General features: G+C 73.0%; 10 protein-coding genes. 7 read left to right on the forward strand and 3 right to left on the reverse strand.

What is annotated here, in order from left to right:
- Positions 1-177 precede the first annotated feature (177 nt).
- The 3 genes from AB0O40_RS11220 (at position 178) to AB0O40_RS11230 (ending at position 3,733) form a co-directional block, all read left to right on the forward strand.
- Positions 178-2,274, forward strand: coding sequence for a PIG-L family deacetylase (locus AB0O40_RS11220; protein ID WP_365038302.1), 2,097 nt, complete (start codon positions 178-180; stop codon positions 2,272-2,274).
- A 63-nt stretch (positions 2,275-2,337) separates the two neighbouring features.
- Positions 2,338-2,703 carry a YbjQ family protein gene (locus AB0O40_RS11225; RefSeq protein ID WP_365038305.1) on the forward strand — a complete coding sequence of 122 codons (366 nt, stop codon included), beginning with the start codon at positions 2,338-2,340 and terminating at the stop codon, positions 2,701-2,703.
- Between the two features lie 46 nt (positions 2,704-2,749).
- The gene (locus tag AB0O40_RS11230; protein WP_365038308.1) at positions 2,750-3,733 is read left to right on the forward strand and encodes an oxidoreductase; all 984 of its coding nucleotides are present in this window, start codon (positions 2,750-2,752) and stop codon (positions 3,731-3,733) included.
- Positions 3,734-3,814: 81 nt separating this feature from the next.
- Here AB0O40_RS11230 and AB0O40_RS11235 read toward each other — a convergent pair whose 3' ends face one another.
- The 3 genes from AB0O40_RS11235 to AB0O40_RS11245 all read right to left on the reverse strand — a co-directional run bounded on the left by AB0O40_RS11235 (position 3,815) and on the right by AB0O40_RS11245 (position 7,630).
- Positions 3,815-4,696 (reverse strand): phosphatase PAP2 family protein, encoded by an 882-nt coding sequence (locus AB0O40_RS11235; protein ID WP_365038311.1) that lies wholly within the window; start codon positions 4,694-4,696, stop codon positions 3,815-3,817.
- Positions 4,697-4,824: 128 nt separating this feature from the next.
- A complete protein-coding gene (locus AB0O40_RS11240; RefSeq protein ID WP_365038314.1) occupies positions 4,825-5,847 on the reverse strand; it encodes a LacI family DNA-binding transcriptional regulator in 1,023 nt (340 codons plus the stop codon).
- 25 nt (positions 5,848-5,872) lie between these two features.
- Positions 5,873-7,630, reverse strand: coding sequence for a glycoside hydrolase family 13 protein (locus AB0O40_RS11245; RefSeq protein WP_365038317.1), 1,758 nt, complete (start codon positions 7,628-7,630; stop codon positions 5,873-5,875).
- Positions 7,631-7,840: 210 nt separating this feature from the next.
- Between AB0O40_RS11245 and AB0O40_RS11250 the strand changes: the two genes are divergently transcribed.
- The 4 genes from AB0O40_RS11250 to AB0O40_RS11265 all read left to right on the forward strand — a co-directional run bounded on the left by AB0O40_RS11250 (position 7,841) and on the right by AB0O40_RS11265 (position 12,873).
- Complete coding sequence (locus AB0O40_RS11250; protein ID WP_365038320.1) at positions 7,841-9,118, forward strand: extracellular solute-binding protein; 1,278 nt, start codon at positions 7,841-7,843, stop codon at positions 9,116-9,118.
- 47 nt (positions 9,119-9,165) lie between these two features.
- A complete protein-coding gene (locus tag AB0O40_RS11255) occupies positions 9,166-10,173 on the forward strand; it encodes a sugar ABC transporter permease (protein WP_365038323.1) in 1,008 nt (335 codons plus the stop codon).
- Positions 10,170-11,021 (forward strand): carbohydrate ABC transporter permease, encoded by an 852-nt coding sequence (locus AB0O40_RS11260; protein ID WP_365038326.1) that lies wholly within the window; start codon positions 10,170-10,172, stop codon positions 11,019-11,021. Before AB0O40_RS11255 ends, AB0O40_RS11260 begins: the two co-directional genes overlap by 4 nt.
- Before the next feature lie 202 nt (positions 11,022-11,223).
- A complete protein-coding gene (locus AB0O40_RS11265) occupies positions 11,224-12,873 on the forward strand; it encodes a glycoside hydrolase family 13 protein (RefSeq protein ID WP_365038329.1) in 1,650 nt (549 codons plus the stop codon).
- Positions 12,874-12,934 lie beyond the last annotated feature (61 nt).

Here is a 12,934-nt window from a genome sequence, read left to right on the forward strand (position 1 = left end):
GACGGCCCCGCACGGACGTGCTGCTGACCGAACGCCAGATCGGCTTTTCGGCCGTTCGTCACCTATTCTGGCGAATCCGCCGCGCCGGTGAAACCGAGTCCCCCGGTTGCCCATCTGACTGACTGCCATGGAGCCCGCGCGCGCGGCTCCCTCCCGCACGACCCGAGGCGTACGCACATGCCCCCTGCCCGCAGCACCCGACGCCGCGTGGTCCGCACCGCCGCCCTCCTCACCGTGCTCGCCGCGAGCGGTGCCGGGGTGGCCTCCGTCATGGACGGCGGCCCGGTGACGGCGCTGGACCGGCCGCAGCCCGCGGTGGCGCCCAACCGGCTGCTGGGAGGGTCGGTCCTGCAGATCGTCGCCCACCCCGACGACGACCTCTTCTTCATGAACCCGGACCTGAGCCGCTCGCTCAGCTCCGGCCACGGGGCGACCACCGCCTACCTCACCTCCGGCGAGTCCGACGGCGTCAACGCCGCCACCGGCCCCCGCTTCAAGGACCCCCGGCCGCGCGCCGACCGCGCCGGCTACGCCGAGGCCCGGCAGAACGGCATCCGCGCCGCCTACGCCCAGATGGCCACCGGCGACCGCAGCAGCCCTTGGCGGCGCACCGTCGTGAACACCGCCGGCGGCGGCCGCGCCGAGGTCGACGTCCTGGTCGCCCGCCCGCAGGTCAACCTGGTCTGGCTGCAGCTCCAGGAGGCCCGCAACATCAACGCCGACCGGCCGGTGAGCCTGCGCGGCCTGTGGGACGGGCGAATAGCCCGGCTGGGCTCGGTGCTCTCCTCGGGCAGCCCGGTCAAGGCGCCCTACGCGTACACCAAGGAGCAGGTGATACGCACCGTCGCCGGGCTCATGGAGCGCTACCGGCCCACGACGATACGCATCCAGGACCCCACCCCCGGGCGGTCCCTGCGCAGCGGCAAGCTCACCGACCACCAGGACCACATGTACGGTGCGCGCTTCGCGCAGGCCGCGGCCGCCCGCTACGCGCAGTACAAGAACCGGCCCCACTTCACCGTCCAGAACTACCTGGGCTACCTGAACAGCTCCCTGCCGCACGTCCTGGACCCCGGCACCACCGGCGCCAAGCTGCGGATACTCAAGACGTACTCCTGGACCGACCACCAGGACTACTGCGACAGCCCGGCGGGCTGCGGCGACCGCAAGGTCGCGGGCCGGCCCACCGGCAACAACTGGGTGCAGAGCCAGCGCTACACCCGGGGCGAGTCCACCTCCTGGCTGGTCGAGGGCTCCGGCGGGGACCTGTACGCCTTCGCGGTGCTCGACGGGCAGCTGGGCGTCTGGCACCGCACCGGCGCCCGCGGCCGCTGGACCGGCCCGGAGCTGCTGCCCGGCGCGGGTCTGGACCCCGGCGCCCAGGCCGTCCGGCTGCCCGGCGGCCGGCTCGCCGTCTACGGCGTCCGCACCACCCTGGGCCCCCGCCCCGCGGACTACCGGCGCGAGGTGGTCCTCACCGAGCAGACCGGGCCCGGCGGCGCCTTCGGCCCCTGGCAGTCGCTCGGCACCCCCGAGACCTCCGACGCCCGCGGAACCTCGGCGATCAGCGCCCCGGCCCCGGTGGTCCTCGACGGCAGCGGCCGGATGGCGGTGTACGTCCGGGACTCCCGCCGCACCCTGCGGGTGCGCGAACAGCTTCCCGAGGGGACCTGGAGCCGGTGGCGCGCGCTCGGCGGCGCCGACCTCCAGAGCGACCCGGTCGCGGCCAAGGACTCCGGCGGGCGCCGGTACGTGGTCGCGGCCACCTCCCGCTCGGTCCTCGCCTGGTACCAGCGCACCCCCGACGGGCCGCTGACCGGCCCCTTCCCGACCGGACTGCCGGCCACCACCCTGCCGCTCTCGGTGCTGCCCGAGGGCCGGGCGGTACGGCTCCTCTACCGCAAGCCCGACTCCGGGGCGGTGCGCACCGTCCTCCTGGCGCCGGGCGCGGTGCGGCCGCTGGTCTCGCCGGCGCTGGACGCGGGGGCGAACGCCGGGTACGGAGCGGTGGGCGCGGCGGGCCGCCTGCTGGCCGGCCGGGCCGACACCGGCACGGTCGGAGTGGCCCCCCGGGGCGCGCCGCCGGCCTGGACCGAGTCGGAGGTGCTGTTCGCGGGCGCCCCGGCCGGGGCCGCCGAGAGCTCGGGGGCGATCAGCCTGGCGGTGGTGGGGCTGGACGCCGAGCTGCACTGGACCACGTACCCGGCCGGCGGCCGCAGCGGCCGGGCCCAGCCGTGGCGGCCGGCGGTCGCCGAACCGGCGGACCGGCCGTAGTCGGCACCCCCTTACGGCCCTTCCCCGCATGCGGGCCGCCCGGCCGGGCGGCACCGTGGGGGGATGGGAATCGACGACTACGGCGGCGGGCCCGGCGGACAGGCCGGGGTGCTGGTGGTGACCACGAACGACGTGCCGGGGCACCGGGTGCAGCAGGTGATCGGTGAGGTCTTCGGGCTCACCGTCCGCTCCCGCCACCTCGGCAGCCAGATCGGCGCGGGGCTCAAGTCCATGCTGGGCGGCGAGCTCAAGGGGCTCACCAAGACCCTGGTGGAGACCCGCAACCAGGCGATGGAGCGGCTGATCGAGCACGCCCAGGCCCGCGGGGCCAACGCGGTGCTGATGATGCGGTTCGACGTCACCGACGCGGCCGACGTGGGCACGGAGGTGTGCGCCTACGGCACGGCCGTGGTGCTCGTACCGGAGTAGCGCCTATTCGTTGGCGATCCCGCGCGCGATCTGTGATCATCCGCGGATGATCACACCCCGGACCACGACGACCGAGACCGGCACGCTCATAGACGCCGGCACCGAGAAGAGCACCGGCCCCGTCACCGCCGACGCCGCCGGCACCTGGAAGCTCGGCGGTGAGCTGACCGTCAACCGGATCGGCTTCGGCGCCATGCGCCTGCCCCAGAAGGGCGAGGCGCTGATCCCGGACGCCATCCCCGCCGACCGGGACGGCGCCGTCGCCGTCCTGCGCCGGGCGGTCGAGCTGGGCGTCAACCACATCGACACCGCGGCCTTCTACTTCTCGCCGCTGCGCTCGGCGAACGAGCTGATCAACCGGGCCCTGGCGCCCTACCCCGACGACCTGGTCATCGCCACCAAGGTCGGCCCCTCCCGGGACCGGGCGGGGGAGTGGCAGCCGCACGCCGCCACCGGCGCCGAGCTGCGCGCCCAGGTCGAGGAGAACCTGCGCCAGCTGGGCCGGGACCACCTGGACGTGGTCAACCTCCGGGTGCTGGGCACCGCCTCGGTCGCCGAGCGCTTCGGTGCACTGGCCGAGCTGCGCGAGGCCGGTCTGATCCGGCACCTGGGCGTCTCCAACGTCACCCCCGAGCAGTTCGCCGAGGCCCGGGCCATCGCGCCGGTGGTCTGCGTGCAGAACCCGTACGGCATCGCCATGCGCCCCGACCAGGACGCCTTCGTCCGCACCTGCGGCGAGCAGGGCGTCGCCTTCGTGCCCTTCTACGCGATCGCCGCCCGCCGGGGCCAGGCCGGGGCCGCGGCCGTGGACGCCCCGGAGATCCGCGCGGTCGCCGAGGCCCACGGCGCGAGCACCGCGCAGGTCCGGCTCGCCTGGACCCTGCACCGGGGCCCGCACGTGCTGGCCATCCCCGGCACCGGCGACCCGGACCACCTGGCGGCCAACGTCGCGGCCGGCGCCCTGCGGCTCACCCCCGAGGACCTGGTCCTCCTGGAGGAGCTGCACCACCGGCCGGCCGAGACCGCCTGACCGGGCCGGACACGCGCGAGGGCGGTCCGGCTTCCGGGCCGGACCGCCCTCGGTCACGTACGGGCCCCCTGGGGCCCCGCCTCAGCGGCGGATACGGTTCAGCAGCGCGTTCGCCAGCGGCGCGGGCGCATCGGCCCGGGGCTGCCTCGGCAGCCGGTACGGCAGCGAGCCGTACCAGAGGCGCGAGACGCCGAAGCCGAAGGCGAGGCAGGCTATGCCGCCCACCGCGTCCAGCCAGAAGTGGTTGGCGGTGGCCACGATGACGACGAGCGTGGCGGTCGGGTAGAGCAGGCCCAGGATCTTGGCCCAGGGCGCCCGGGCCAGCGCGAAGATCGTCAGCCCGCACCACAGCGACCACCCGATGTGCATGGACGGCATCGCGGCGTACTGGTTCGACACGTGTTTGAAGTTCCCCGAGGCCATCGAGCCCCAGGTGTGGTGCACCAGCACCGTGTCGATGAAGCCGCCGCCGTTCATCAGGCGGGGCGGGGCCAGCGGGTAGAAGTAGTAGCCGACCAGGGCGACGCCGGTGGTCGCGAAGAGCACCAGGCGGGTGGCGGCGTACCGGCCGGGATGGCTGCGGTAGAGCCACACCAGGACGCCGATGGTCACGACGAAGTGGAGCGTGGCGTAGTAGTAGTTCATCCCCACGATCAGCCACGTGACGCCGTTGACCGCGTGGTTGACGCTCTTCTCCACGGCGATGCCGAGGTGGTGCTCCAGCCGCCACAGCCAGTCGGCGTTGGCCAGGGCCGCCGCCTTCTGCTCGGGGACGGCGTTGCGGATCAGCGAGTACGTCCAGTAGCTGATGCCGATCAGCAGGACCTCGAACCACAGCTGGGGGCGTCGCGGGGCCCGCAGCCGCTGCACCAGGCCGCGGCTGTGCCCCGTCCGGTCCTCGCTCACGGGGGGTGACGAGACATCCGTCCGGGTTTCCAGTGCCTTCACGCTCGCTTCACCCATAGGGAAAGAGTCTGCCAGATGCGTCCGACCCTCCGATCATCCCTCCGGACGGTCTTGCCCGCATCGGGTCCGCCTCGTGGAGGACTCGTACGCCCCCCTCCAGAACGGCCCCGACCCCGGCCCGTCCCCTAGCCCCGACCAGGCCCGGAGGCCGTGGAGCCGCGGACCACCAGCTCGGGCATGAAGACGAACTCGGTGTGCGGCGCCGGGGTGCCCGCGATCTCCTCCAGGAGCGTGCGCACCGCCGCCTGGCCCATGGCCTGCACGGGCTGCCGGATGGTGGTCAGCGGCGGATCGGTGAACGCTATGAGCGGGGAGTCGTCGAAACCGACCACCGAGACGTCCTGCGGGACCCGCAGCCCCTGCTGCCGGGCGGCCCGGATGGCACCCAGCGCCATCATGTCGCTGGCGCAGATGATCGCGGTGCAGCCCCGGCCGATCAGCGCGGTGGCCGCGGCCTGCCCGCCCTCCAGCGTGTACAGGGAGTGCTGGACCAGCTCGTCCGCCTCCTCGGCACCGAGCCCCAGCCGCTCCTGCATGCCGGCGACGAAGCCCTCGATCTTGCGCAGCACCGGCACGAACCGCTTCGGGCCGACCGCCAGCCCGATCCGGGTGTGGCCCAGCGCGCTGAGGTGGGTGACCGCCAGCTGCATCGCGGCCCGGTCGTCGGGCGAGACGAAGGGCGCCTGCACCTTGGGGGAGAAGCCGTTGATGAGGACGAACGGCACGCCCTGGCCGCGCAGTTGGTCGTAGCGCGCGGTGTCCGCGGTGGTGTCGGCGTGCAGTCCGGAGACGAAGATGATGCCGGAGACCCCGCGGTCCACCAGCATCTCGGTGAGCTCGTCCTCCGTGGAGCCGCCCGGCGTCTGGGTGGCGAGTACCGGCGTGTAGCCCTGGCGGGTCAGCGCCTGCCCGATGACCTGGGCCAGCGCCGGGAAGATCGGGTTGTCCAGCTCGGGGGTTATCAGGCCGACCAGGCCCGCGCTGCGCTGGCGCAGCCGCACCGGGCGTTCGTACCCGAGCACGTCGAGCGCGGCCAGCACGGATTCGCGGGTGCCCGCGGCCACACCGGGCTTGCCGTTGAGCACGCGGCTGACTGTGGCTTCGCTGACCCCCGCCTGGGCTGCGATGTCGGCAAGCCTCGCGGTCATGGGATTGGACTGTACCGGTCGCATGTCAGATTGCCCACCAAGTGCAGGAGTCCGCGGGCACCAGGACTGTCCGGCCGTCGGTGCCGATCGGGGAGCTGGAGAGCACCGGCCGTCCGGGGGCGGGCAGTTCCACCGGCTCGGGGCGGGTGTTGACGGTGCAGACGAACCCGGGCCGGGTGAAGGCGAGCACCCCCTCGGGGGCGGCCAGCCAACGCATCCCCGGGTGCTCGGACCCGGCGTCGGCCGTCCCGGGGGCGGGTGTGCAGGGGGCCGGGGTCCCCGGCGCGACGGTCTCCGGTGCGAAGGTGCCGGCCCCCAGCCCCGGCAGCGCCCGGCGCAGTTCGAGGGCCGCCCGGTAGAGCTCCAGCGTCGAGTGCGGGTCCCCGGTCTGCGCCTCGACGGTCAGCGCGGCCCAGTCGTCGGGCTGCGGCAGCCAGCTGCCCTCGGGCCCGAAGCCGTACGGCGGCTCGGTGCCCGACCAGGGCAGCGGCACCCGGCAGCCGTCCCGCAGCCCGTCCTGCCCGTCGGCCGCGGCGGCCCCCTCGCCGGGGACCGCCCCGGCCGGGTGCCGGCGGCGGAAGGCCGGGTCCCGCCGGGCCGCGGCCGGCAGCCCGGCCACCTCCGGCAGCCCCAGCTCCTCCCCTTGGTAGAGGTACGCCGAGCCCGGCAGCGCCAGCATCAGCAGCGCGGCCGCCCGGGCCCGGGCCAGGCTGCCGTAGCGGGTGCGGTGCCGGACCACGTCGTGGCTGGAGAGCACCCAGGTCGTGGGCGCCCCCACCGCGGCGGTGGCGGCCAGCGACTGCGTGATGACCTCCTCCAGCGCCGCGGCGTCCCAGGGGCAGTTCAGGAAGCGGAAGTCGAAGGCCTGGTGCAGCTCGTCGGGCCGGACGTACCGGGCCAGCCGCTCCGGGGTCGGCACCCAGGCCTCGCCGACCCCGATCCGCTGGCCGTCGTACGAGTCGAGCAGCCGCCGCCAGGAGCGGTGGATCTCGTGCACCCCGTCCTGGTCGAAGAAGGGCAGCGGGCCGCTGCCGATGAGCACGGCCTGCCCGCCGCGGCCCACGTCCGGCAGCTCCGGGGGCTTGACCATGCCGTGCGCCACGTCGATCCGGAAGCCGTCCACGCCCCGGTCCAGCCAGAAGCGCAGCACCGCCTCGAACTCCTCGCGGACCTCCGGGTGCGCCCAGTTGAGGTCCGGCTGCTCGGGCGCGAACAGGTGCAGGTACCACTGCGCCGGCCCGGGGTCGGCCCCGTCCCCGGCCGCCGGCACCCGGCTCCAGGCCGGCCCGCCGAAGACCGACTCCCAGTCGTTGGGCGGCAGCGCCCCGTCCTCGCCCCGGCCGGGCCGGAAATGGTAGCGGTCCCGGGCCGCGGGGGAGGCCAGGGCCTCCCGGAACCACCGGTGCCGGTCGGAGGTGTGGTGGGGCACCACGTCCACGATCACCCGCAGCCCCAGCTCGTGGGCGGCCCGGACCAGCTCCTCGACGTCGGCCAGGTCCCCGAAGAGCGGGTCGACGGTGCGGTAGTCCGCCACGTCGTACCCGCCGTCGGCGCCGGGGGACAGGTAGAAGGGGGTGAGCCAGAGCGCGTCGACCCCGAGCCGGGCCAGGTGCGGCAGCCGGGAGCGCACCCCCCGCAGGTCCCCGATCCCGTCGCCGTCGCTGTCCGCGAAGGAGCGGACGTACACCTGGTAGACGACGGCGTCGTGCCACCAGCCGCGGGCGGCGCCGGCAGGGTTGCTGGAAGCGCTTGCAAGGCGGGCGGCGGTGAGCTCCTGGGTCATATCGGGGTCAACGCGGCCGACACCCCCCTGGTTGCGGGGGTTGCTCCTCGAACAAACAGCAACGTGCGGCAACCTTCAGGACACGCCGATGTAACGATCCCCGCTCCTTGCAGAAAATTGCCGCAAGGTCTTTCGGAGCCCTTTCAAGCTTGTTACGTTCCTGGCACTCGGCACCGCGAGGGAGCGGTCGGGATCACTGAAGGAGTTCACATGCGGCGTGGCATAGCGGCCACCGCGCTGGTCGCGGCCCTGGCGCTCGCGGCGACGGCCTGCGGCGGCGACAAGAACGACGGCGGGGACGACAAGAAGGCCGGCGGCGAGCTCTCCGGCACCGTCACCTGGTGGGACACCTCCGGCGACTCGGAGAAGGCCGTCTTCCAGAAGCTGGCCGAGGGCTTCACCGCCAAGCACCCCAAGGTGACCGTCAAGTACGTCAACGTCCCGTACGGCGACGCCCAGAACAAGGTCAAGAACGCCTTCGGCGGCGGCGGTTCCGACGCCCCCGACGTGATCCGCGCCGACGTCGGCTGGGTCGCCGACTTCGCCTCCCTCGGCTACCTGGACAAGGTGCCCGCCGAGACCGCCAAGAAGGTCGACTCCGAGTTCCTGGCGCAGGCCGCGGCCAGCGGCAAGTTCGACGGCACCACCTACGCCGTGCCGCAGGTCATCGACACCATGGGCCTCTTCTACAACAAGAAGATCCTCAAGGACGCCGGCGTCGAGGTCCCCACGTCCCTCGAGGAGCTGAAGACCGCCGCCGCCGCCATCAAGGCGAAGACCGGCAAGAGCGGCCTGTACCTGCGCGGCGACGACTCCTACTGGTTCCTGCCGCTCATCTACGGCGAGGGCGGCGACCTGGTCGACGCCAAGAACAAGACCGTCACCGTCGACGGCCCGGCCGGCGTGAAGGCCTTCAAGGCCGCCCGCGACCTGGTCACCTCCGGCGCCGCGATCACCAACGCCACCGACGGCTGGAACAACATGGAGACCGCCTTCAAGTCGGGCAAGGCCGCCATGATGATCAACGGCCCCTGGGCCGTGGCCGACGTCTACGCCGGTGACCAGTTCAAGGACAAGGCCAACCTGGGCATCGCCGCCGTCCCGGCCGGCTCCGCCGGTCAGGGCGCCCCGCAGGGCGGCCACGACCTGGCCGTCTACGCCGGCTCGAAGAACCTCGACGCCGCGCACGCCTTCGTCGACTACATGACCTCCCAGGAGGTCCAGGTGCAGACGACCAAGGAGCTGAGCCTGCTCCCGACCCGGACCGCCGCCTACGACCAGCCGGACGTCAAGGGCAACGAGATGGTGCAGTTCTTCAAGCCCGCCGTGGACAAGGCCGTCGAGCGCGCCTGGATCCCGGAGAACGGCAGCCTGTTCGCCCCGCTCCAGGTGCAGTACACCAAGGCGGTGACCGGTACCTCGAGCCCGGAGGACGCGGCCAAGGCGGCCGGCGCCGAGTTCCGCAAGATCCTCAAGGGCTGGAAGTAGCCGAGAGCCCCGGACGGTAGACGGTAGAGGAAGGCAGGCCGACGGAGATGGCTGTCCACACCAGCCAGTCGGTGGCGGAGGCCGCGGGCGACGACGCCCGCGGCCCCAGCCGCAGGACTGACCAGGGACCCGGGCGCGTGCGCCGGGCCGTGACGACGCACTGGTACGCCTGGGCGATGGTCGCCCCGGTGGTCCTCGTGCTCGGCGTGATCATCGGCTGGCCGCTGGTCCGCGGCATCTACCTGTCGCTGACCGACGCCAACGAGCGCAACGTCGGCCGCACGATCGGCGCCAACCACATCGAGGCGACCTACCAGTTCGTCGGCCTGGACAACTACACCGCGGTCCTCCAGGACCCGGTGTTCCTCCAGCGGCTGACCTGGACGGTCGTGTGGACGGTCGCCTGCGTGTCGATCACCTTCGCGCTCGGCCTCGGCCTCGCCAACCTCCTCAACCGCTCCTTCCGGGGCCGCGGCGCCTACCGGATGGCGCTCATCCTGCCGTGGGCCGTGCCGGGCTTCGTCTCCGTCTTCGCCTGGCGGTTCCTCTTCAACCGCGACAACGGCGTCCTCAACAAGATCCTCGAGGGCGGCGGCATCTCGGCCGTCCCCTGGCTGGACGACCCCACCTGGGCCAAGGTCGCGGTCATCACCGTCAACGTCTGGCTGGGCATCCCCTTCATGATGGTCGCCCTCCTCGGCGGCCTCCAGTCCATCCCCGGCGAGCTGTACGAGGCCGCCGAGATGGACGGCGCCGGCCCCTGGCAGCGCTTCCGGCACATCACCATGCCGGGGCTGCGCACGGTCAGCATGACGGTGGTCCTGCTCTCCACCATCTGGACCTTCAACATGTTCCCGGTGATCTTCCTGCTGACCCGGGGCGGCCCCGGCGACAGCACCGAGATCCTGGTGACGCAGGCCTTCCGCGAGGCCTTCGTCGAGAGCCCGCGCGACTTCGCCGGCTCCGCTACCTGGGGCGTGCTGATCCTCGCCCTCCTCATGATCTTCGCGCTGGTCTACCGGCGTTCGCTGCGCAAGCAGGGAGAGGTGTGGTGACCGTGGCCACCTCCGTACGCAAGCGGGGCGAACGCAGCCCGCTGGCCTCCTTCGGGCTGCACGCCACCCTGGCGGTCGCCTCGCTGGTCGCCGTCTTCCCGGTGCTGTGGGTGCTGCTCACCTCGCTCAAGCCGGCCAAGTACGCCATCAGCACGGACCTGTTCAAGGACACCACCCTCGACAACTACCGCTACCTGGTGGAGAAGACCTCCTTCTTCACCTGGTTCGCCAACTCCGCGCTGATCGCGGCCGTGACGACCGTGCTCGGCGTGCTGATCGCCGCCACCACCGGCTACGCGGTCAGCCGCTTCAAGTTCCCCGGGATGCGGCCCCTGATGTGGACCCTGCTGATCACGCAGATGTTCCCGATGGCCATCCTGATCGTGCCGCTCTACAACCTGATGAGCCAGCTCGGGCTGCTCAACCAGCCGGTCGGCCTGATCGTCACCTACCTCACCATCGCGGTGCCCTTCTGCGCCTGGATGATGAAGGGCTTCTTCGACACCATCCCGGTCGAGATCGACGAGTCCGGCCGGGTCGACGGCCTCAACCCCTTCGGGACCTTCTGGCGGCTGATCCTGCCGCTGGCCAAGCCCGGCCTCGCGGTCACCGCCTTCTACTCCTTCATCACCGCCTGGGGCGAGGTGGCGTACGCCTCCGCCTTCATGGTCGGCGACGAACACTTGACCCTCGCCGGCGGCCTGCAGACCTTCGTCACCCAGTACACGGCCAACTGGGGCCCGATGACCGCGGCCTCGGTGCTGATCGCGGTCCCGGCGGCGGTCTTCTTCCTCTTCGCCCAGCGCCACCTGGTGGCAGGTATGACCGCGGGCGCCACGAAGGGCTGACCGGGTCCCGGTCGCGGCACCTGACCCCGCCACCGGCCGGACCCGGCAGCCGGCCCGCGGCCGTCCGTACGGCGGCCCCCGCACAGGGCCCCGTACGGACGGCCCGGGCCACCCACCAGAGCACGACGCGCGTACGACATCCAGCACGGCACCGCCCCCGACCACCGGCGGCGCCGTCCCACCCCGAAACCTCAGGGACGACATGACCCAGCACCTCGCTGCCCCCGCCGCACGGAACACCGGCACGCACACGGGCTGGTGGAGAGACGCGGTGATCTACCAGGTCTACCCGCGCAGCTTCGCCGACGGCAACGGCGACGGCATGGGCGACCTCGAGGGCGTGCGCAGCCGCCTGCCCTACCTCAAGGACCTCGGGGTCGACGCCGTCTGGCTCAGCCCCTTCTACGCCTCCCCGCAGGCCGACGCGGGCTACGACGTGGCCGACTACCGGGCCATCGACCCGATGTTCGGCACCCTGCACGACGCCGACGCGCTGATCCGCGAGGCCCACGCGCTGGGCCTGCGCATCATCGTGGACCTGGTCCCCAACCACTGCTCCGACCAGCACGAGTGGTTCAAGCAGGCGCTGCGCGAGGGCCCCGGCTCCCGGCTGCGCGAGCGCTTCCACTTCCGTCCCGGCCAGGGCGCGGACGGCGAACTGCCGCCCAACGACTGGGAGTCCATCTTCGGCGGCCCGGCCTGGACGCGCACCGCGGACGGGGACTGGTACCTGCACCTGTTCGCCCCCGAGCAGCCCGACTTCAACTGGGAACACCCCGCCGTCCAGGACGAGTTCCGCTCCATCCTGCGCTTCTGGCTGGACCTGGGCGCCGACGGCTTCCGGGTGGACGTGGCCCACGGCCTGGTCAAGGCCCCCGGCCTGCCCGACATCGGCGGCCACGACCAGCTCAAGCTGCTCGGCAACGACGTCATGCCCTTCTTCGACCAGGACGGCGTCCACGAGATCTACCGCTCCTGGCGCCGGATCCTCGACGAGTACGAGGGCGACCGGGTCCTGGTCGCCGAGGCCTGGACCCCGACCGTGGAGCGCACGGCCCGGTACGTCCGGCCCGACGAGATGCACCAGGCCTTCAACTTCCAGTACCTGACCACCGACTGGGACGCGGCCGGGCTGCGGAAGGTCATCGACGGCTCGCTGGCCGCGATGCGGCCGGTGGGCGCCCCCACCACCTGGGTCCTGTCCAACCACGACGTGACCCGGCACGCCACCCGCTTCGGCAACCCGCCGGGCCTGGGCACCCAGCTGCGCGAGCCGGGCGACCGCGAGCTGGGCCTGCGGCGGGCCCGGGCGGCCACCCTGCTGATGCTGGCGCTGCCCGGCTCGGCGTACGTCTACCAGGGCGAGGAGCTGGGCCTGCCGGACGTCACCGACCTGCCGGACGAGGTCCGCCAGGACCCGTCCTTCTTCCGCGCCGCCGGCCAGGACGGCTTCCGCGACGGCTGCCGGGTGCCGATCCCGTGGTCCGGCACCGAGGCCCCGTACGGCTTCGGCCCGGTGGCCGGCGGCCCCAGCTGGCTGCCGCAGCCCGCTTCCTGGGCCGGGCTCAGCGTCGAGGCCCAGACCGGCGACCCCGCCTCCACCCTGGAGCTCTACCGGTCCGCGCTGAAGCTGCGCCGCTCCCACCCGGACCTGGGCGCGGGCGACGCGGTGGAGTGGCTGGACGCCCCCGAGGGCGTGCTGGTGCTGCGCCGGGGCTCGCTGGTGGTCACCGTCAACACCACGGCCGAGCCGGTCCCGTACCCGGTCACCGGCACCCCGCTGCTGGCCAGCACCCCGCTCGGGGCGGCCGGCGAGCTGTCCGCCGACAGCGCGGTGTGGTGGCAGGAGTGACCCTGCCCGTCCCGCGGGACGGCGGGGGTGCGGCCGGGGCCGACGGGGGTGGCCCCGGCAC

This window comes from Streptomyces sp. NPDC089919 (assembly GCF_040684615.1).
In the GTDB taxonomy this organism is placed as follows: domain Bacteria; phylum Actinomycetota; class Actinomycetes; order Streptomycetales; family Streptomycetaceae; genus Streptomyces.

Excerpts from the sequence above, each read along its gene's own strand:
- AB0O40_RS11240 (WP_365038314.1), bottom strand. The coding sequence starts at position 5,847 with ATGACCGCGAGGCTTGCCGACATCGCAGCCCAGGCGGGGGTCAGCGAA.
- AB0O40_RS11250 (WP_365038320.1), top strand. The coding sequence starts at position 7,841 with ATGCGGCGTGGCATAGCGGCCACCGCGCTGGTCGCGGCCCTGGCGCTC.
- AB0O40_RS11235 (WP_365038311.1), bottom strand. The coding sequence starts at position 4,696 with ATGGGTGAAGCGAGCGTGAAGGCACTGGAAACCCGGACGGATGTCTCG.
- AB0O40_RS11220 (WP_365038302.1), top strand. The coding sequence starts at position 178 with ATGCCCCCTGCCCGCAGCACCCGACGCCGCGTGGTCCGCACCGCCGCC.
- AB0O40_RS11245 (WP_365038317.1), bottom strand. The coding sequence starts at position 7,630 with ATGACCCAGGAGCTCACCGCCGCCCGCCTTGCAAGCGCTTCCAGCAAC.
- AB0O40_RS11230 (WP_365038308.1), top strand. The coding sequence starts at position 2,750 with ATGATCACACCCCGGACCACGACGACCGAGACCGGCACGCTCATAGAC.
- AB0O40_RS11255 (WP_365038323.1), top strand. The coding sequence starts at position 9,166 with ATGGCTGTCCACACCAGCCAGTCGGTGGCGGAGGCCGCGGGCGACGAC.
- AB0O40_RS11225 (WP_365038305.1), top strand. The coding sequence starts at position 2,338 with ATGGGAATCGACGACTACGGCGGCGGGCCCGGCGGACAGGCCGGGGTG.
- AB0O40_RS11265 (WP_365038329.1), top strand. The coding sequence starts at position 11,224 with ATGACCCAGCACCTCGCTGCCCCCGCCGCACGGAACACCGGCACGCAC.